Origin of the sequence: Paraburkholderia sediminicola (assembly GCF_046027355.1) — a bacterium.
Taxonomy (GTDB): Bacteria; Pseudomonadota; Gammaproteobacteria; order Burkholderiales; family Burkholderiaceae; genus Paraburkholderia; species Paraburkholderia sediminicola_B.
Map to the genome: position 1 here is coordinate 1 of NZ_JAQQEK010000066.1, position 18655 is coordinate 18655.

Annotated in this window: 18 protein-coding genes; 1 reads left to right on the forward strand and 17 read right to left on the reverse strand. The window is 62.6% G+C overall.

The window, feature by feature from the left end:
• Window positions 1–231: 231 nt before the first annotated feature.
• The 4 genes from PQR42_RS44385 to PQR42_RS44400 form a co-directional block, all read right to left on the reverse strand.
• The gene (locus tag PQR42_RS44385; protein ID WP_408495888.1) at window positions 232–840 is read right to left on the reverse strand and encodes a TetR family transcriptional regulator; all 609 of its coding nucleotides are present in this window, start codon (window positions 838–840) and stop codon (window positions 232–234) included.
• A 79-nt stretch (window positions 841–919) separates the two neighbouring features.
• A complete protein-coding gene (pdxA, locus tag PQR42_RS44390; RefSeq protein ID WP_408495890.1) occupies window positions 920–1921 on the reverse strand; it encodes a 4-hydroxythreonine-4-phosphate dehydrogenase PdxA in 1002 nt (333 codons plus the stop codon).
• Window positions 1918–3261, reverse strand: a complete 1344-nt coding sequence (locus PQR42_RS44395) for a four-carbon acid sugar kinase family protein (RefSeq protein WP_408495892.1) — start codon at window positions 3259–3261, stop codon at window positions 1918–1920. The genes pdxA and PQR42_RS44395 overlap by 4 nt, the downstream gene beginning before the upstream one ends.
• Window positions 3258–4253, reverse strand: coding sequence for a 2-keto-3-deoxygluconate permease (locus PQR42_RS44400; RefSeq protein WP_408495894.1), 996 nt, complete (start codon window positions 4251–4253; stop codon window positions 3258–3260). The genes PQR42_RS44395 and PQR42_RS44400 overlap by 4 nt, the downstream gene beginning before the upstream one ends.
• A 344-nt stretch (window positions 4254–4597) precedes the next feature.
• Between PQR42_RS44400 and PQR42_RS44405 the strand changes: the two genes are divergently transcribed.
• Entirely contained in the window at window positions 4598–5398 is an 801-nt protein-coding gene (locus PQR42_RS44405) for a DeoR/GlpR family DNA-binding transcription regulator (protein ID WP_408495896.1), read from the forward strand.
• 67 nt (window positions 5399–5465) lie between these two features.
• On the opposite strand, the gene PQR42_RS44410 is transcribed toward PQR42_RS44405, so the two are convergent.
• From PQR42_RS44410 to PQR42_RS44470, 13 genes are all read right to left on the reverse strand, one after another.
• Window positions 5466–6623, reverse strand: a complete 1158-nt coding sequence (locus PQR42_RS44410) for a M20 aminoacylase family protein (protein ID WP_408495898.1) — start codon at window positions 6621–6623, stop codon at window positions 5466–5468.
• Between the two features lie 81 nt (window positions 6624–6704).
• The gene (locus PQR42_RS44415; protein ID WP_149668926.1) at window positions 6705–7016 is read right to left on the reverse strand and encodes an NIPSNAP family protein; all 312 of its coding nucleotides are present in this window, start codon (window positions 7014–7016) and stop codon (window positions 6705–6707) included.
• Between the two features lie 90 nt (window positions 7017–7106).
• Complete coding sequence (locus PQR42_RS44420) at window positions 7107–8246, reverse strand: porin (RefSeq protein ID WP_408495900.1); 1140 nt, start codon at window positions 8244–8246, stop codon at window positions 7107–7109.
• Window positions 8247–8433: 187 nt separating this feature from the next.
• Entirely contained in the window at window positions 8434–9099 is a 666-nt protein-coding gene (locus PQR42_RS44425; RefSeq protein ID WP_408495902.1) for an SRPBCC family protein, read from the reverse strand.
• 9 nt (window positions 9100–9108) lie between these two features.
• The gene (locus PQR42_RS44430; RefSeq protein WP_408495904.1) at window positions 9109–9990 is read right to left on the reverse strand and encodes an NAD(P)-dependent oxidoreductase; all 882 of its coding nucleotides are present in this window, start codon (window positions 9988–9990) and stop codon (window positions 9109–9111) included.
• A 15-nt stretch (window positions 9991–10005) separates the two neighbouring features.
• Window positions 10006–12360, reverse strand: coding sequence for a xanthine dehydrogenase family protein molybdopterin-binding subunit (locus PQR42_RS44435; protein WP_408495906.1), 2355 nt, complete (start codon window positions 12358–12360; stop codon window positions 10006–10008).
• A complete protein-coding gene (locus tag PQR42_RS44440) occupies window positions 12353–12841 on the reverse strand; it encodes a (2Fe-2S)-binding protein (protein ID WP_408495908.1) in 489 nt (162 codons plus the stop codon). Before PQR42_RS44440 ends, PQR42_RS44435 begins: the two co-directional genes overlap by 8 nt.
• 3 nt (window positions 12842–12844) lie before the next feature.
• Window positions 12845–13720 carry an FAD binding domain-containing protein gene (locus PQR42_RS44445; RefSeq protein WP_408495909.1) on the reverse strand — a complete coding sequence of 292 codons (876 nt, stop codon included), beginning with the start codon at window positions 13718–13720 and terminating at the stop codon, window positions 12845–12847.
• A gap of 5 nt (window positions 13721–13725) precedes the next feature.
• On the reverse strand, window positions 13726–14820 hold the full coding sequence (locus PQR42_RS44450; RefSeq protein ID WP_408495911.1) for an ABC transporter ATP-binding protein: 1095 nt from the start codon (window positions 14818–14820) through the stop codon (window positions 13726–13728).
• An 11-nt stretch (window positions 14821–14831) separates the two neighbouring features.
• Window positions 14832–15719 (reverse strand): carbohydrate ABC transporter permease, encoded by an 888-nt coding sequence (locus tag PQR42_RS44455; protein ID WP_408392469.1) that lies wholly within the window; start codon window positions 15717–15719, stop codon window positions 14832–14834.
• Window positions 15720–15722: 3 nt separating this feature from the next.
• Complete coding sequence (locus PQR42_RS44460; RefSeq protein WP_408392472.1) at window positions 15723–16640, reverse strand: carbohydrate ABC transporter permease; 918 nt, start codon at window positions 16638–16640, stop codon at window positions 15723–15725.
• Between the two features lie 7 nt (window positions 16641–16647).
• Window positions 16648–17028, reverse strand: a complete 381-nt coding sequence (locus PQR42_RS44465; RefSeq protein WP_408495914.1) for a type 2 periplasmic-binding domain-containing protein — start codon at window positions 17026–17028, stop codon at window positions 16648–16650.
• 6 nt (window positions 17029–17034) lie between these two features.
• Window positions 17035–17979, reverse strand: coding sequence for an ABC transporter substrate-binding protein (locus tag PQR42_RS44470; RefSeq protein ID WP_408495916.1), 945 nt, complete (start codon window positions 17977–17979; stop codon window positions 17035–17037).
• Window positions 17980–18655 lie beyond the last annotated feature (676 nt).

An 18655-nucleotide genomic window follows, 5' to 3' on the forward strand; every position in this document is an offset into this window, starting at 1 on the left:
ATTGCTCTTGATGCTGCCGCCGCCGCACGTAATCAGCACGCGCGCGTCGGGCGGGACGTGCGCATCGAGTGCGGCGATCTGGCCTTCGCCGAAAATGATTCGTGTGGGGTTATGAAACGTAAAGTTCTGCATTGAATCTCTCTTCCTTACATTGAAATGACCGGTCGTCTCAAAACGGAATAAACGGCTACCCGGATCGAAACCAGACGCCGTTCAAACCAGCCACGACCGTTACTGCGGGGATTTGAAAAACAGATCGAACATTGAATGCACGCAAGCCTTCAGCGGCTCGACCGAGTCATCCAGCTTCATGCGCAACAGGCTGCCTTCCCACGCATTCCAGAACAGGTCAGCCATTGCATCAGCCGAAAGATCGCGCCGCACGGAGCCGTATTCCTGGCCGCGCCGCAGATAATCTGCACAGCCGACACGCCATTCGTTGACCGTCATGCGCGCGGCGAGCCGGCACAGATCGCTCGACTGCGCGATCTCGCCCGCAAAGTTGCCGACCAGACAACCGTAGCGGTCGTCACAGTCTTCGTAGTCGGCAATGATGTACGCGTAGATGCCGCGAAGCGCGAGCAGCGGGTCGGACGATGCCGCTTCGCGCGAATACCGCTTCCATTCAGCGGCCTGCTCCTGCGCGTAGTGGTGCAGGATTGCCGCGCCGAATGCCTCTTTGCTCTCGAAGTAGTTGTAGAGCGAGCCCTTCGGCACGCCGGCACGCTCGACGATGTCTTTTACGCCGGTGCCGTGATAACCCGTTTCGGCGAACAGCGCGACACCCGCTTCGAGTAGCCTTTCGCGAAAGTCTTCAGTGCGTCGTGTTTGCATAACCATGACAACTACAGCCCTAAGGGCACGGTGTCGTTCCGCGCGAGCGGGCGGCACCGCGCACGTACATCGATTTCAAGCCGCGTCAGGCGCGGCGCGTCGCAAGTTCGGCGCCTTGCCGCAGTGCTTCGAGCAGGCTGCGTTCGTCAGCGATGCCTTTGCCTGCGATATCGAACGCCGTGCCGTGATCGACCGAGGTACGGATCACATCGAGTCCGACCGTCACGTTGACGCCGGCTTCGAGGCCGAGCACCTTGACCGGACCATGGCCCTGATCGTGGTACATCGCCACCACCAGATCGAAGTCGCCGCGTCCCGCACGGAAGAACAGCGTGTCGGCCGGGAGTGGGCCTTCGATGTCCCAGCCGCGTTCGCGCAAGACCTGCACGGCCGGAACGATCTTTTCCTCTTCCTCGCCATAACCGAACAGGCCGTTTTCGCCGGCATGCGGGTTGATGCCACACACGGCGATGCGCGGATTGGCAATGCCCGCCTTCACCAGCGTCGCATGCCCTCGCTCTAGCGTGCGCTGCACGAGGCCCGGTTCGATCTTGCGGATCGCATCGATAATGCCGATGTGGGTCGTCACGTGAATCACGCGCAGTTTCGGCGCGACCAGCATCATCGACACCTCCTCGATGCCCGTGAGATGCGCGAGCATTTCAGTGTGGCCGGGATACTTGTGCCCCCCGGCGTGCAACGCTTCCTTGTTCAGCGGCGCCGTACAGATCGCATCGATCTCGTCGGCCTTCGCGAGTTCGACGGCACGCGCGATGTACTGATACGCGGCGTCGCCAGCGAGCGCCGACAGTGCGCCGAAAGGCAGGTCGGCGGGAATCAGCGCGAGGTCGATGCAGTCGATGGTGCCCTGCTCATATTGCGCATCCGCCGGCTTCGCGATGCGGCGCACTTTCGTGCTGCCGCCGACAATCCGGTTGGCCTGCTCGAGGCGCGCCGCATCGCCGATGACGAGCGGGCGGCACTGCCGGTAGACGGACTCGTGCGTCAAGCTCTTGACGACGATTTCCGGACCCACGCCCGCTGCGTCGCCCATCGTGATGCCGATGACTGGAAGATAGTTGCTCATGATGTTTTGCCTGAATGACGTTGGTTCGTTTCGCGAGCCGGCGAAGATGTCGTGGTGCGGCTCGGGTGAGCCGATCCGGACTCGTTGTCAGCGAACTCCGGTGTGCCCCGCAGATGAAGGTAGGCGCCGTACAGCGCATGCTCGCTGCCAAATGCGCCGGCTTTGGTGACGACGGTGAGGAGCGGGTTGCCGTGCGGGCGGCCCACCGCCACGCCCGGCTCGATTTCCGAAAGCAATTGCAGGCTGTCGATGCCCGCTGTACCGAGCATCGCGCGCGCGGTTTCGCCGCCCGTCGCGATCAAGCCGCTCAGATGCGTGAAAAACGGTGCGACGAGCGAAGCGAGCGACGCAGACAATTGCGCGCCTTCGGCGGGATCGAACAGATCGTCGCGACCAATTCGCACCAGCAAGTCGGTGTGCCCACTCAGATGCGCGCCAACGCGCGCTTGCCAGGCTGCCCACTCGTGATGAGACTCGCCCGCACGCAGCACGACCGGTGGCACGATCAACTCGCCCACGCCCGCACGCTCGCGCAGCATCGCGCATTGCTGTTCCGAGACGGCCGACAGGCTGCCCACCAGGATCAGGATCGCGCTTCTCTGCTGCTCCGGCTTCGGCGGCGCGTCTTGCGCGGCTTCCGTGGCAGCATCGAACAGGTCACTCAACGACGCCAGTTCGCGAGCCAGACCGCCTGAGCCGACCCAGAACAGCGCTTCGTCCATCGACGCCGTCGCCTGCGCGAGTGCTCTCAAATCCGCATCCGTTTCCGCATCGACGATGAGCGCCTGCGCGCCGCTGCTCGCCACCGCGGCAATGGCAGCGCGCAACGCTGTGGGATCGCCACGCAGCGCGTCGACACCCAGAGCCGCAGTGCGCAAGCCGACCGCCTTGACCATGGCGTTGAGGTCGGCGGAGTGCGCGGCGTGTTCGAGCTGCCACGTTTCCGTGTTTTCGAGCGGCACGCCGCGCACGAATACGCGGCCCTCACGGACGGTGCGCCCAGTCGCAGGAAAGGCCGTGGCGACGATGGCGAGGCCCGCGAGCGGCTGCAACGCGGCTACTTCCGCGGCCCAGTTACCGCGCAAGGTCGAATCGATTTTCTTGTACAGGCGCCGACCCGGCCCGCGCTGCGCCAGCCACGCGGCGCTGGTGCAGTGCGCAGCTTCGGCCGGCGGCATGCGGCGCGTGTCGGTATCCACCGCGATCACCTCCGCCGCGCCCATCGCGCGCGACGCGTTCAGCGTCACCGCCGTACTGCGCCCCGCTCCCGCAAACGCAATCGCGCAGTCGGCGGCGCCGGACAGGTCGTCGGCGATGATCAAAATGCTCGTGCTGCTCACCGGCTTGCCTCCAATGCAGCCGCGCGGCTGGCGTCGGCCCGCTTGCCAATCCGCTTTGCGACGGCCGCAGTGAGGATCGGCGACACGATTGCGGTCACGACGACGCATGAGGCGACCAGCAAAGTCGCGCTCTTCGCGGCCTCGGCATAGACTGGGTTGGCCGCTGCAATCAGCGCCGGCACAGCCGCTCCGTTGCCAGCCGTGTTGGCTGCCGCCACGCCTGCGACACCCGTGCCGCCGGTCAGCCGATCGGTCAAATACAGGGGGATGCCCGTCACGATCACCACCGCGACGCCGAGCCCGATGCCGAGCAAGCCGGCTTGCCATACTTTGTGCAGGTCGAGGCTCGCGCCCAGCGCCAAGGCGAAGAACGGAATCATCACAGGCACAGCGCGGCCGAGAAAGTTGCGCATCTCACGGTCCAGATTACCGAACAACATGCCGGCCGCGAGCGGGAGGATGCTGCCGACCAGCGTCTGCCACGGAAACGCCGACAGCCCGGCTACGCCGAGCGTGACCATCGTCAGGAACGGGCCGGATTCGAGCGACATGATCGTATAAGCACCGACGTCCTCAGACTTGCCATATTGACCCATCAACGCCATGTACAGGCCGCCGTTCGTGTCGTTCATCGCGGCAACCACCGCCAGCGTCGACATTCCCGCGAACAGCCCGGACGAAACCGGCTGCTCACCCAAAAAGTGGCCCAGCACGACACCCACCACAATCGCGGACCCGACCTTCGCCGCGAACAGCGCCCCGCCCTTCTTGAGCAGATAAGGCGTTGCCTTCACATCGATCGACGCGCCCATGCACACATAGAACACGGCGAGAATCGGCAACGCGCCGGTAAACAACGCATTCGTGAACGAGCCGAAGAACTTCGGCATGCCCGGCAAGAAGGTGGCGATCATTGCGCCGAAGAGTAGTGGGACGATCATCATCCCGCCCGGAACGCGTTCGATCGCGCGCTTGATAGGAACTTGGGCCATCATTGTCTCCTGTATGGAAATGATCGAAACAATCATTTTGAAATGACTGATTCAGTCATTCGGAGTGTACGCCACGAGACGCCCATGCGCAATCCGCTCATTAACAAGTCGGCGAGGCTGGTAAATTCGCCAAAAACGAGCACGTCCAGGCGTAATGGGGCCGAATTTGATTGAATCGATCACATCGAGCCAAAAACACTTGTATGCCGTAACGACGTCGCGAGCGCAGCGCGCCCCGCTCCGCAGGCGTTGCTCCAGCAGCCGGTTTGATTACACTTACGCCCGTTGGCGCCTCTCCTCTCTATTGCGCGCACCATTCGGATGACCCGCTACCCTCTATCACCATGAAAGTTACGAACCGCCGCGAGGCGATGCTGAAGGCCGTCCTGTCCGGCATGAACGACGTGGGCGCCCTGTGCGAGCATTTCGGCATGTCCGAAGCAACCGTACGTCGCGACCTGCGCGCGCTCGCCGACGAACGGCTCATCGTGCGCACGTATGGGGGCGCGGCCGCCTCGGTCGGGATTCACGAACCCGAGGAGTCGCTCGATCTGCGGCGCGAAAGCTTCCGCGAGCAAAAGGACGCGATCGCGCACGTGGCGGTGAGCCACGTCCAGGACGGCGACACCATCTTTCTCGACGGCGGCACCACCACCGCTGCAATGGCCCGGCTGCTGGCCGGCCGCCGCGACATTCGCGTGGTCACCAACAACCTGCTGGCAATTGGCCTGCTTGCGTCGAGCGACGTGCCGGTCACGCTGATCGGCGGCGATCTGCGGCCCTCAAGCATGAGCACGCTTGGGCCGCTCGCGCAGATCGCGTTGAACCGCCTGTCCGTCGACAAGGCTTTTCTTGGCGCGGACGGTGTGGTCGCCGGCCGTGGGCTCTGCGAGGCGACCGCCGAGCAGGCCTATCTGAAGGAATGCATCATCAGGCAGGCGGCCAACGTCTTCGTGCTGGTGACGTCGCACAAACTGGATCGCGCGAGCCAGCAGCACTGGACACCACTCGAACGCGACTGGACTTTGGTGACCGATGCTCAACCGGGCACGCCGGAATTGGCAACATTCCTGCTGCACAGCGAAGTGACGATCGAAACCGCCTCGCAGCAGGCGCGCCAGCCTCTGCCTCACGGAAAGTCATAGTGTCTTCAGGCGTCGGTGCCGCGCGGCCCTTACGGATCACACAGTCGCACAGGACAGCGGCGAAGCTTCACACATGCGCAGCGCCAAACGCCTTCACTACGTTCACCCAATATGAGGCACCGGTAGCCAATGCGTCGTCGTTGAAGTCGTAGTGCGGGTTGTGAAGCGGAGCGCCAGGCTTGGGGCCGTCGACGCCCATCCAGACATACGCACCCGGCCTCGCTTGCGCCATGAACGCGAAGTCTTCCGAAGCGATCGACGGCTTACAGCCCAACGTCACCTTCGCCGCGCCGACGGTCGCACGCGCCGCATCGAGCGCGATATCGGCTTCGGCGGGCGCATTGATCGTTGCCGGATAGCCGTAGCGATAAGACAGTGTCGCTTTCGCACCATGCGCCCGCGCGGTCGACGCGCCGATTTCATCCAGCAAGCTCCGTACGCGCTCCTGCACGTTGGCATCGAAGCAGCGTACGGTGCCGCGAATCACGGCGCGATCGGGCAACACATTCCAGGCCTCGCCGCCATGAATCTGCGTGACGCTCACCACGCAGGCTTCCTTCGGCGAGATGCGCCGGCTCACGATAGTCTGCAGCGCGATCACGACGTGGCTCGCGCAGACCAGCGCATCGATCCCCTCTTCCGGCATCGCGGCGTGCGAGCCTTTGCCGTCCACCAGAATCTCGAAAGTATCGAACGAAGCCATCATCGGGCCACGGTTGATCGCGAAATGGCCAAGCGGCAGGCCAGGCCAGTTGTGCAGACCGAAGACCGCGTCACACGGGAAACGCTCGAACAGTCCGTCCTCGACCATGACGCGCCCGCCGCCGGCCACCTCTTCGGCCGGCTGGAAGATTACATGCACCGTACCGTGCCAACCAGTAGCGCGGCTTAACGAAGCAGCGGCGCCCAGCAGCATCGCGGTGTGGCCATCGTGACCACACGCGTGCATTTTTCCGCGGTTTTGCGAACGGTGCTCGAACTCGTTGTACTCCAGCATCGGCAGCGCATCCATATCCGCACGCAATCCGAGCGCAGGACCACTCCTCCTTCGGAGCGTTCCGACCACACCAGTTCTGCCGACGCCCTCGGTCACTTCGAGACCGTAGTCGCGCAGCACCGATGCCACCAGCCGTGCCGTCGAAACCTCTTCGAACGCGGTCTCGGGGTGCGCATGCAATGCACGACGCCACGCCACCATGTTGTCGAGCAATTCAGCTTCAATCATTGAGTACCTCACAAGCAGACCGCGGCGCGACAAGCAACCTTGCGCGTCCGGCGGTCAGAAAAAATCACCACGTCTGCTGCTTCAGTCGGCCGGACAAAACGGCACGGGCGCAAGAAACACCGATTCCTGATGCACCAGGTACGGCAGGATGCGAGGCGTGAAAGCTTGCCAATGCGGGTCGGCGGCGAGCTTCGCGCGCTGCGCGGCGCGATGCGCATAGTCGTCGTAGCCCCAACAGAACACGACCGAATTCAACGTGCCCGAGTCTTTAGTCCAACAGCCCTTGAGCCGTGCGTACTGACTGATGATCTCGAGTCCCTCGCGTTCATAGATTTGTAGAAACTCGCCCACCTTTCCCGCCGTAATCTGGTACGTACGCATTTCCACCAGCATGATTGCCTCCTGTTGCAATTCAAACGCTCACAAAACGACGCCTGCGGGCAAACTGTCACGCGGCCCGGCAGACCTGTACTCCACCGCAAATTAGAAGTTGTGCCGGATGCCCACGCGCACCGCGACCTGAGTCGGCGTCGACGAAGGTGACAGATAAGTCAGGTCTGCTACCGCAGCGTGTCCGGTCGAATCGACGCCGCTGGCGCGTTGCCAGGCAACGATCAGGTAAGTGAACGTACGCTTCGAAAATATGTACTCTGAGCCCGCAGCCAGCTGGTTGTAGTGCGCATGCGGTGACGACGTGTAGTCGTAGGTCAGACCCGCCATGACAGCAGGCGTAAAGCGATGGCTGACGAACGCTTCGTACGAGTCGAGTGTCGCGGAACCCTGGAACGTGGTACTGGTGGTCGCTACTGCGTTGCTGAAACGCGTGTCGGTGTAAAGCGCGCCAAGCGTCGTGGCGCCGAACTGATAGTTGCCGCCTACTCCGAGCGTCTGCATGCTGTGCGCAGTGGCGTAGCCGCTATAAATCGGATTCGTTACAGGATTGGTAAACGCCTGGCCGGCCGTCGCCCCCGTGGCGCCGTCAAATCGCGTCACCGCCGGATTGTTCACATAGAGATAGGCGGCCGCCAGCTTCAGCGGACCGTTCGCATAGCTAAGGCCGAAGCCATATTGCCGCGACTCGCCGACCGAGCCCGCCACGCCGCCAAAGCTATAAAGCGCACCCGCCGTGATGCCGTGATACGTCGGACTCAGGTACTTGACCGCGTTGCTGACGGGATACGTGCCCCAGATTCCGTCCACGTCGCCCGCATGCGACGACAGCGAACCGCCGAACGCCAGCGAAGATGTCAGCGGCTGCAGATTGGTCACCATGAAGTCGTACTGCCGCCCAAGGCGCACGCTGCCGTAGTCGCCGGACAAGCCCACATATGACTGACGGCCGAACAGCCGGCCGTTGTAGCCGAGCTTGCCGCTGTTCACGTCATAGCCGCTCTCGAGCTGGAAGATTGCGCTCGTGCCGCCACCGAGATCTTCGCTGCCCAGCAGGCCGAACTTGCTTCCCCCCATACCACCGCTGAAGGTCTGGTAATTGGCATGTCCGCCCTGATTGCTAGTGTAGGTAATGCCGTCGTCGGCGACGCCATAGAGGATCACGCTGCTTTGCGCCTGAGCTGCCTCTGCAAGGCAGGCCAGCGTCATTAGCATGCCTATTTTTTTGATCACGAAAATTCCTGTCGAATGAAAAATTGATCTGATCAAACGCTGAACTACCGAACGAACACAGTTGCCACCGGAACGGCTTGTGATCCACGCGCAACGCGCTCGCGCATTGCAGCGCCGAGACTGCTTACCTTTCAGGACGGTGCCCGGTCTGCACGCTGACCCGGCACCACCATCGCAACGCAGACCGTCAGCCCGCGTGCCCAATCAAAAATCCAACCAGCAAACCGAGCAGACCCGAACCTGCGCCGACCAGCCAGAGCCGCAGACCCGGTGTCGAACCTGGTTTGGGCGTGACGGTGGACGGCTTCGTCTCGCCATGCGGCTGACGTTGCACGCCGCCGGTCGGTGGCGCGTTGTCCGGCTGTGTTTGTGGCGCCGGCTCGATGTCCTGGATGGCGTCCGCGGGCGCCGCCTCCTTTTCGATGTGCGCCTTCATCGCGCCAAAGAAGGCGTCGAGATTTTTGCCGGCCGCGGACTGGATCAGGCGCGACCCCACGCTCATCAGCTTTCCGCCGATTTCGACATCCGCGTCGTACGCGAGCACGGTCGTCTCGGCTTCCGGTTCGAGTTGCACGCGCGCGGTGACCTTCGCAAAACCAACCGCACCCGCATTGCCCGTGCCGACAATCGTGTAAGCCCTTGGCGGATCGAGATCCGACAGCTCCACATTGCTTTTGAAGGTCGCCGCCACCGGACCCACGCGAATCTGCACGGTCGACTCGAAATGCCGCTCGTCCAGCATCGCAAGCGATTTACACCCGGGCAGACACGCCTCGAGCACGGCAGGATCGTTCAGCGCGCGCCACACGGCTTCGGGCCGCGCGGGGAGAATGCATTGATCAGCTAGCTTCATCGCCGCTCCTCAGCGCTCGTAGAGTTTGAACAGCGCCTGGGTGCCGTTGCGGGTAAAGCCTTGCTCCGCGAGCTTCTGATAAAGACTGCGCACCAGATCCAGACCCGGCAACTCACGTCCCATGTGAGCGGCTTCCTCATGTGCAATCCGCATGTCCTTGATGAAGTGCTCGATGAAGAAGCCCGGCGCGAAATCGCCTTTGGCGATGCGCGGCCCCAGGTTATTCAACTGGAAGCCGCCAGCCGCGCCGCCGCCGATCGCACTCAATACGGTCTGCGGATCCAGTCCGGCGCTGTGCGCATAGGCCAGGCCTTCGCACACGCCCAGCATCGTCGATGCGATCACGATCTGATTGCACAGCTTGGTGTGCTGACCTGCGCCCGGTCCGCCTTGCAGCACGATGTTCGTGCCGAGGCAGCGCAGCATCGGCTCGACGCGTGCGAGCACGTCGGCCGCACCGCCCACCATGATGGACAGCCGTCCCTCGCGTGCGCCGATATCGCCGCCCGAAACCGGTGCGTCCAGCATGTGGACGCCGCGAGTTGCAGCGTGCGCGGCTAGCTCTTCGGCCAGTTGCGGGCTCGAAGTCGTCATGTCGATCAGCACGGCATCGCGTCGCGCGTTCACGATCAGACCGTCGTCGCCGAGGTACAGCGCGCGCACATCGTCCGGCATGCCGACGATCGTGACGACCACGTCGGATGCTTCAGCGAGCGCCTTCGGGGTGGCATGCCAGGACGCGCCCGCCGCGATAAGCGGCTCGGCCTTCGCACGGGTACGGTTATAGACGTGCAACGGATAGCCGGCTGCGGCGAGCCGCGCCGCCATCGAGGCGCCCATGATGCCGAGGCCGATAAAGCCGACAGCGGGTTTGCTTGCAGATTGATTCATGATTGTTTGATCCGGTCAGAGTTTGTCGCGCAGCAGGTCGCGCAACAACATGGGAGTCAAAGGATGACGGTCCGCCACCACGCCGAATGGCGCTAGCGCATCGTTCACGGCGTTGGTCAAGGCGCCGAGCGCACCCATCACGCCACCTTCGGCCATCCCTTTGATGCCCGCCGCCGTCGCGCGGCTAGGCGTATGCAATGGGATGATTTCGAAATTGGGTAATTCGGTCGACGTGGCGATCAGGTAGTCGGCAAGCGAACCCGTCACGTTCTGTCCCGTTTCGTCGTAGCGTGTATGCTCGAACAACGCGCCGGACAATCCCATCGCCACTGCCCCATGTTGCTGTCCTGTCACCACGGTGGGATTAAGCAGCGTGCCGCAGTCTTCGGCGATCACGTAGCGCGCAAAATGGATTGCGCCGGTGGCCACGTCCAGTTCGATCTCGCATCCGTGCGTCGAATTCGAGTAGGTCATCGGCGGCGGATCGTAGGTCAGGTGAAACTCGAGGCCAGGCGTGAGGCCCTGCGGAAGCGAAGTAGGATCCATGTAGGCACGCCGCGCCACGTCGGCGAGCGTTAGACCCGCGTCGACCCACGCGTCGCCGCTGCGGCGCTCGACACGCGCATCGACAAGGCGAAGCGAGTCGTAATCAGGCAGTTCGAGACAACCAGCGGCAATGGCGAGCACCTTGCGGCGCGCATCGAGCGCGCACAAATAGACCGCGCCTCCGCCCGCCGTGCCGCTGCGGGCGCCGCGGCTGCCCATGCCGTATGGCGCGATATCGGTGTGGCCCAGATGAATATGCACGCTCGACGGATGCACACCCAGGCCTTCGGCCACCGCATTGGCCATCGCGCTTTCATAGCCCTGCCCGCTGGGGGCGAGACCCACCGACGCGTTCACCACACCGCTCGGCTCGATACGGATCCAGCTTGCCTCGTGTCCCGAGCCCGGAATGCCGGCAGATTTATAAAAGCGCGAACCATATGTCGTCGGCTCGACCACATTGCACAGGCCAAGCCCAAGATAGCGGCCGGCCGCCCGCGCCGCCTGCTGGCGCGCGCGAAACGCGTCGTAGTCGAAGGCTGCCAGCACCGCCTCAAAGGTCTGCGACGGCGTAATGTCGGCCAGCAATTCGCCGGTGGCGGTGCGATACGGCAGTTCCTGCGGCGTCAACAGGTTGCGGCGGCGCACGTCGACCGGATCCAGCTTCAGTTCGCGCGCAATCGCTTCCATCGTGCCTTCCATGACCCAACTGGTGATGGACATCGGCGCGCGCATGGGTGCGTTGCCGCATTTGTGACTAAGCACGACCTTCACGTCGAACGCGTAGTGCTGCAGCCGGTACGGTCCGCTCAACACCATCGCGACGACGCGCGCGAGGTAGTTCGCCGGAAAGAAGCAATACGCGCCGAAGTCTTCGCGGATCTCCAGATCGAGCGCGAGCAGCGTGCCGTGCTCATCCACCGCGGCGCGCGTGCGGCAGAAGTCTTCGCGCGAATTGGCCGCTGCGGTCAGGTTCTCGAGACGATCTTCGCGCCAGCGCACCGGACGCTTCAGATGACGCGCGAGTGCAGCCACGGTCAGCTCTTCGCGGTACAACGCGATTTTCTGACCGAACGAACCGCCGACATCAGGCGAAATCACCGTCACCTGGGACTCGCTGAGCCTGAGCCGTTGCGCGAGCTGAGTGCGCAAAGGATGCGGCACCTGGGTTCCGATGTGGAACGTCAGGTGGTCGCGCCCCGCGTCCCAGACTGCTGCGCAACCGCGCGTTTCGATGGGCACATGGGTCTGCCGCTGCTGCTGAAAGGTCGCCTCGACCACCCGGTAAGCGTGCTGGCTCACGCTCTGCGGGTCGCCGTTCGAGTAGGTCTGGTGCGACACCAGGTTGCCGGGCACCCCGGGGTCCACTTGCGCGGCATCGGCTTCGAGCGCTTGCCACATATCGGTCACCACAGGTAACGGCTCGAACTCGACCATGACCTGCTCCGCGGCGTCTTCCGCGAGATACCGGTCCGTGGCAACCACACACGCTACAAGATCGCCCTGAAAGCGCACGATGTCGGTCGGCATCGTCGCGAACTCGACCGGCAACAAGCCCTTGACCGGCGCGGCGACACGCATCGGCGTGGTCCATTGCGCGAGTTCCCGTCCGGTGACGACGGTCACGACACCGGGCATGCCGGCAGCCACCGCGGTATCCACTGAAACGATCCGCGCATGCGCATGCGGCGAGCGCACGAAACTCACGTGCAGGGCGCCCGCGATTTCGATATCGTCGAGATACCGACCATAGCCTGTCAGCAGGCGATAGTCTTCGGTGCGCGGCACAGCCTTGTTGAGGTAGCGAAACGTCTGGTCAGACATCGGCGCTGTTCTCCCGCATCCGCGTAGCCGCAAGCAGAATCGCCCGCACGATGTTCTGGTACCCGGTGCAGCGGCACAGGTTGCCGGAAAGCGCCTCGCGCACCTCGGCCTCAGATGGGCGTGGGTGTTCGCGCAGATAGGCCTCGAAGGTCATCACGATGCCCGGCGTGCAAAAGCCGCACTGCAAGCCATGACACTCATGCAGCGCCTGCTGCAGCGGAGAGAGGCGGCCATCCTGCGCGACGGCTTCGATCGTGGCGATCTGCACTTCGTCCATCTGAACGGCGTACGCGAGGCACGAGCGCGCCGGACGGCCGTCGATCAGCACCGTGCATGCGCCACATACGCCGTGCTCGCAGCCGACGTGCGTGCCGGTCAGACGGCAGTCTTCACGAAGCACATCGGAAAGGAGCTTGCGAGACTCGCAATGCACTTCGTGACGGGTGCCGTTCACACTGAGATAAATTGTTTTCTTTTCCATGACTCACTTCAACGTCTTGTTGGCTGACTGCGTCGCCCGTTGCAACGCTCGCGCCGTGATCGTCTTGACGAGATCACGCCGGTAAGCGGCGCTGATGTCCGGTTGATCGTACGGGTCGATAGCGTCGGCCACCGCGTCGGCGATTGCAGCAAGCGTCGGCGCATCGACCGGAGCGCCGACGAAACCCGCTGCGAGTTCGTCCAGCGCAAGCGGGACGTCCGCCACGCCGCCAAGGCCGATGCGCAGGCTGGAGAATCTGTTGCCGTCGAGCACAACGGTGAGTGCGCAAGCCGCAATGGCGAAGTCGCCGTGCCGCCTGCTGAAGACTTCAAACGCGTGCCGCTCGCCAGGGCTTGCAACCGGGAAATGCACGGCTCGAATGATTTCTTCAGCGGCAAGATCGGTCGTCATCACCGCAATCAGGAACTCTCCGGCCGACACCTCACGGCTGCCGTCCGGTCCGACAATCTCGATGCGCGCACCCAGCGTGCTTGCGATGAGCGGCATTTGCGCAGCAGGATCCGCATGCGCAAGACTGCCCCCAAGCGTGCCGCGCTGCCGGATCGCGTAGTGTCCAATGGTGGCGGCCGCTTCCGCGAGCAGCGGGCAAGCGGCGCGCACCGTGCTACTGGTAGCCACCTCGTGATGGCGCGTCATCGCGCCAATGGAGAGCGACTCACCCGCAAGCGTCACGCCCCTGAGTTGCGGCAACGCGTTGAGGTCGATCAGATGTGCCGGCTGCGCAAAGCGCATGTTCATCATCGGCGCGAGGCTTTGCCCTCCCGCGATGACTTTGGCATCGAAGCCGTGCAGCGCGAGCAGCGACAGCGCATCTTCAAGCGTGTGAGGCCGGTGATACGAAAATACTGCGGGTTTCATGCGTTCTACGCCCTCAGATTCGCGCCGCTCGCCTGATCGAAAAGATGCAGACGGCGGCGGTTGATCGACAGGGTCACGCGTTCACCGATCTTGCAGGAACGCTCCTTGCCAACACGAAAAAACATCGACTGCCCCAAACATTGCAGGCCGATAAACTGATCGGAACCGACCGGCAACAACGAGGCGATGTCGCCTGTCAGTGAACAATCGGTCGAGTCGCCATGCTCGTCGATGTCTTCGGCCCGAATGCCGGCCGACACTGCCCGGCCACTGCATCCTGCAAGCAGCCGCTGCGTCTGTTCGTCGAGAGCGAGCGAAAGATCGCCGCTGCGAAATTGCAAACCGTGATCGCCTTGCGTCAGCACGCCGTCGATAAAGTTGATCGGCGGGCTGCCGAGGAAATTGGCGACGAATTTATTGGCTGGCCGCTCGTAGATGTCGTCGGGCGAGCCGATCTGCTGCACGACGCCTTGGCGCATCACGACGATGCGGTCGGCGAGCGTCAGCGCTTCGGCCTGATCGTGCGTCACGTACACGAAAGTCGTCTGCATCGACTGATGCAATGCCTTGATGCTCGCGCGCATCGACACGCGCAGCGCCGCGTCGAGGTTCGACAGCGGTTCATCCATCAGAAAGACCGCGGGCTGGCGCACCATTGCGCGGCCGAGCGCGACACGCTGGCGCTGCCCGCCCGACAGTTGCCCGGGCCGCCGGTCCAGCAGATGCTCGATTTCAAGCGACTGCGCAGCCGCGCGCACCCGCGCATCGATCTCCTGTTGCGGATATTTGCGCATCCGCAGGCCGAAGGCGATGTTGTCGTACACATTCTTGTGCGGGTACAGTGCGTAGCTTTGAAACACCATCGCCACATCCCGCCGGTGCGCCGGCAAGCCGTTCACTTCGACGCCGTCGAACCGCAAGCTGCCCTGAGTGACCTCTTCCAGTCCGGCGATCATGTTGAGCGTCGTCGACTTGCCGCAGCCGGACGGTCCGAGCAGAACGAGAAACTCCTTGTCCCTGATCTGCAGATTCAGATTGTCCAATGCGATATGCCCGTTCGCATACTGCTTGCCCACCTGCTGAAATTCGATTTGAGCCATGGCCTTTCCCTTTATCCCTTTACCGCGCCGGCAGTCAGGCCCGACACGATGTAACGCTCGAACACCACGGCGATGATCACGGGCGGCACGATTGCGACCACGCCGGCCGCGTTGATGAATGAAAAGCTCGTCGTGAAATCCGACGTGAAAGACGCGACGATGATCGGGACGGTCTGCGACGCGGCGGTCTGCGTAAACATCAAGGCGAACAGGAATTCGTTCCAACTGGTCAGGAACGTGAACATGATGACGGCGACGAGCGACGGCACCGCGAGCGGCAAAAACACCTTCAGCAGAGCCTGAATCCGCGAGCAGCCGTCGACCCGAGCCGCCTTGTCGAGCTCGTCCGGTAGCGATTCAAAATAGCTAAGCAGCATGAAGACGCTAAACGGCACCGTGATCGCCAGATAAGTGATGATCAGCGACCCGACGCTGTCGAGCAGGCCGAGCTTGCGCACGAACAGAAAAAACGGCACGACGAGTGCGATATCGGGAATCACGCGGGTAGCCAGCATGAAATACACCGACAGATCGCGGCCGATATAACGGATCTTCGCCATCGCATAAGCGGCGGGAACGCTGACGAGCAGATTCAGCAACACCACTGCAGCGGCGACCACGAGACTATTGCGCAGTGCCGGGAACAGGTACTGCGCGGTGGACGGAATGAACGCGGCGTTGCCGTCGTCCGACGCTGTGCCGTTGCTCGCCGCGACGATCGCCTTGAAGCTGGACAGCGTCGGCGGATGCGGAATCCAGTGAGGCGGGATGGATGTGATATCCGCTTCGCGTTGCAGCGAAGACGACAACAGCCACGCAACCGGCGCCAGCACATACAGCAACATCACGATTGAACCAGCCAGCAGCGCCAAGCGTTTGACAAAGAGAGAAGATGACATCGCTTAGAGCCTCTTGCCGAGTAGACGGATGATCGCGTACGACATCGCAAACGTGGCAAGCGCAAGCACATACGCAACCGCCGCACCGGTGCCGAACGACAGATTGCGGAACGTCTCGACATAGATGTGCCAGGAGAGTACGTGAGATGCGTCGGCCGGACCGCCCTCTGTCAGAATGAAGAAGAGGTCGAAGTGCCGCACCGCCATCATCGCCTCGTAGATCATCACGAGCATGAAGCCGGGACGCATAGCCGGCAGCGTCACGTGCACAAATCGGCTCGACAGGTTGGCGCCGTCTACACGCGCCGCCGCGTACAGGTCCGACGGAATTGACTTCATCGTCACAAGCAGCAGGATGGTCGCGAGCGGCACTTCCTTCCACACGAACGCGTTGGAGATCAGCGCCAACGTCTTGTGCGTATCGCCCAGCCACACCATGTACTGGCCGATCACGCCAAGCTGCAACAGTAGTCCATTGAGCGCGCCGTACCCTGAGTCGTAGATCCACTTCCACATCAGGCCGTCGACCACATACGGGATGGCCCAAGGAATCAGCAAGGCGGTCGACAGGATGCGCCGGCCGCGGAACTCCTGATTCAGCAACAGCGCCATCATCGTCGCGATAACCATGATCGCGAGGACCGACACGACGGTGAACCACGCGGTGCGCTCCACCGCGGCCCAGAACATCGGATCGCGGAAGGTTTGAATGTAGTTACCCAGGCCGACGAACGACACGTTGTTCATCCGCGTCAAATGAATGTCGAACAGGCTCGTCCAGAACGAGTAAAGCACCGGGAACACGGCGACTGCGAGCAGCACCAGCATCATCGGCGTCAGCAGCAGCGTTGCGCTACGCTGGTCGGAAGGCGCCACGGAATGTCTGGCAAGCCAGCGGCGGCCCAAGGCTTGAACGCTCATATCGACCTCAGGATTTGCTCAACGCGGTCCACTTCTGCGCGGACCGCTTCAGTGCGTCGGCTACGCTCGATTGACCGAGGATCGCCGCTTGCCATGCCGTACCGTTTGTCTCGTCCCATTCGCCGAACCAGCGCGTGATCACATCCTTCTTGCGGGCCAGATCCTGCTGCTTCTGAAACATCGAGAAATCGCCGTACTTTTCATATGCGGAGCGGACTTCCGGGTCGTTAAAGAGCGGCTTCACGCCGAATGCCGTGCCGGTATCCAGGAACATCGCTTTCTGGAACGCGTAATGGCCGTCGAATCGTCCGCCGAACGCTTCGATCAGCCGCGTCGCCTCAGCGGCCCGAGTCTTGTTGGCGCCGGCCGCGGCGCTCATTGCGTGCATGCGCATTCACGCAACTGTGGCGTGCGAACCGTTCGGGCCGGCCGGCATCAACGCCTGTTTGATATGGCCCGCGACACGCGATTGGCGCGGATCGTTAAGCGCCTGAACCCGGTAGCGAGGTAACAATGCGAACGCGTGATTGCCTGACGCCACGGCCTTGAAGCCGTTCAATTCTCCCAGCTCGACGCAGGCAGGCGAAACGATGTGGTGCTTGTTGACCGCATCGGCGACCCATTGCAGCGAAGTCACCGCGCCGTGCTTCGGATCGTCCATCACCGCGTTGCCGCTGTCGTCGACAAAGCGGCCGCCGTTGGAAAACACCAGTGACGACATGAATTCGATCAGCCAGCTTTCGCGTGCCATCGAGAGCATCAGCGGATATTGCGACAGACCCGCATTCTTGATCTTCAGCGATTGCGCGACCAGTTCGTCCCACGTTGCAGGAGGCGCCGCAATGCCCGCCTTGGCGAGCTTGTCTGCGTCGTACAGAAACGCCATGTAGTCGGTGTAGTACGTGAGACCGTACTGACGCCCCTTGTAGCGCATCGATTGGGTGCAGAAGTCCTGCACCTCGCCGTTGTACTTGAGCAGTTGCGGATAGCCGTCGAGCGGCGCAAGCCAGCCCGCGTCGGCCCACTCGGGCAGCCAGCCGTCGGACACCCACAGCACGTCGATCGGCGCCTGGCCGACGAACTTCGTCACCATCGCCTCGCGGTACTGTGCGAACGGGAGGTTGTTGTAGTTGACGTTCAGCCCCGATTCCTTCTGAAACGGCACGAGCATGCGCTTCACCGTATCGACGCCGGCCGACCAGGTATGGAGATTCACGCTGTCGGCAGCGAAGGCCCGTGACATCCCGCCCATCAAACCAGAAGCAGCGAGCCCCGCCGCCGCAGACAGCTGTAGAAATCGACGACGACCGCTCTCGAATCCGTTGACGACGTTACTCATGGCTCGCTCCGACCGCCTGCGCGGCGCTGTTCACACGTGGCGTAGCCGCTGATTCGGCTACCTCTTGAGACGCGAAGATATCGTCGATAAAATAAATCGTCAATTGACGACATACAATTTTTGCAAAAAATTTTTCCTCACAGATACCGCAGACCTACCGGACTACATTCTGCTGTTTTGTCGCGCTTTTTCGCCATTCGATCCAATTAGTTTCTCGGTTCAATCACGGAACTCTTGGTCGTCGATCGACGATCGACCGGAAGGAATTCGACGCCGGGCGGCGCTGTACGAGAGCAATGTGGTGGGAATTTTGCAGAGATCGGGCACGCACAGAAGGCCGCCCAGGAGGGACGCATGTGAGTTGCCTACGCGACGGAGGCGGTTAGAAAGTGGTGGGCGCTGGCCTCACGACTCCACCAAACTGGCAGACTGCTCAGCGCGTCACGCTCAGGCGCGTCCCTGCGCCGGCAGCAGTGAAGGCATGCCGGCCAGAAAGACGCCGACGCGCATCCCAATCACCGCATCGGAAGGCGCAAGTTTTTCGTTCCAGTAAACCCGGCTCGCGATGTCGAATCGAGAGTGCCCTCGTGGGCATCGTGCAACGCGCGAATGCTTGCTGCATACCCGCGTGACCAAGCCGAGGCGGAAGAATCAACCGTTCATGCGGCCGCCCACA

Bases quoted from the DNA above. Each gene is read 5' to 3' on its own strand.
- PQR42_RS44385 (WP_408495888.1), bottom strand. From the start codon at position 840: ATGGTTATGCAAACACGACGCACTGAAGACTTTCGCGAAAGGCTACTC.
- pdxA (WP_408495890.1), bottom strand. From the start codon at position 1,921: ATGAGCAACTATCTTCCAGTCATCGGCATCACGATGGGCGACGCAGCG.
- PQR42_RS44400 (WP_408495894.1), bottom strand. From the start codon at position 4,253: ATGGCCCAAGTTCCTATCAAGCGCGCGATCGAACGCGTTCCGGGCGGG.
- PQR42_RS44405 (WP_408495896.1), top strand. From the start codon at position 4,598: ATGAAAGTTACGAACCGCCGCGAGGCGATGCTGAAGGCCGTCCTGTCC.
- PQR42_RS44410 (WP_408495898.1), bottom strand. From the start codon at position 6,623: ATGATTGAAGCTGAATTGCTCGACAACATGGTGGCGTGGCGTCGTGCA.
- PQR42_RS44415 (WP_149668926.1), bottom strand. From the start codon at position 7,016: ATGCTGGTGGAAATGCGTACGTACCAGATTACGGCGGGAAAGGTGGGC.
- PQR42_RS44425 (WP_408495902.1), bottom strand. From the start codon at position 9,099: ATGAAGCTAGCTGATCAATGCATTCTCCCCGCGCGGCCCGAAGCCGTG.
- PQR42_RS44430 (WP_408495904.1), bottom strand. From the start codon at position 9,990: ATGAATCAATCTGCAAGCAAACCCGCTGTCGGCTTTATCGGCCTCGGC.
- PQR42_RS44435 (WP_408495906.1), bottom strand. From the start codon at position 12,360: ATGTCTGACCAGACGTTTCGCTACCTCAACAAGGCTGTGCCGCGCACC.
- PQR42_RS44440 (WP_408495908.1), bottom strand. From the start codon at position 12,841: ATGGAAAAGAAAACAATTTATCTCAGTGTGAACGGCACCCGTCACGAA.
- PQR42_RS44445 (WP_408495909.1), bottom strand. From the start codon at position 13,720: ATGAAACCCGCAGTATTTTCGTATCACCGGCCTCACACGCTTGAAGAT.
- PQR42_RS44450 (WP_408495911.1), bottom strand. From the start codon at position 14,820: ATGGCTCAAATCGAATTTCAGCAGGTGGGCAAGCAGTATGCGAACGGG.
- PQR42_RS44455 (WP_408392469.1), bottom strand. From the start codon at position 15,719: ATGTCATCTTCTCTCTTTGTCAAACGCTTGGCGCTGCTGGCTGGTTCA.
- PQR42_RS44460 (WP_408392472.1), bottom strand. From the start codon at position 16,640: ATGAGCGTTCAAGCCTTGGGCCGCCGCTGGCTTGCCAGACATTCCGTG.
- PQR42_RS44465 (WP_408495914.1), bottom strand. From the start codon at position 17,028: ATGCACGCAATGAGCGCCGCGGCCGGCGCCAACAAGACTCGGGCCGCT.
- PQR42_RS44470 (WP_408495916.1), bottom strand. From the start codon at position 17,979: ATGAGTAACGTCGTCAACGGATTCGAGAGCGGTCGTCGTCGATTTCTA.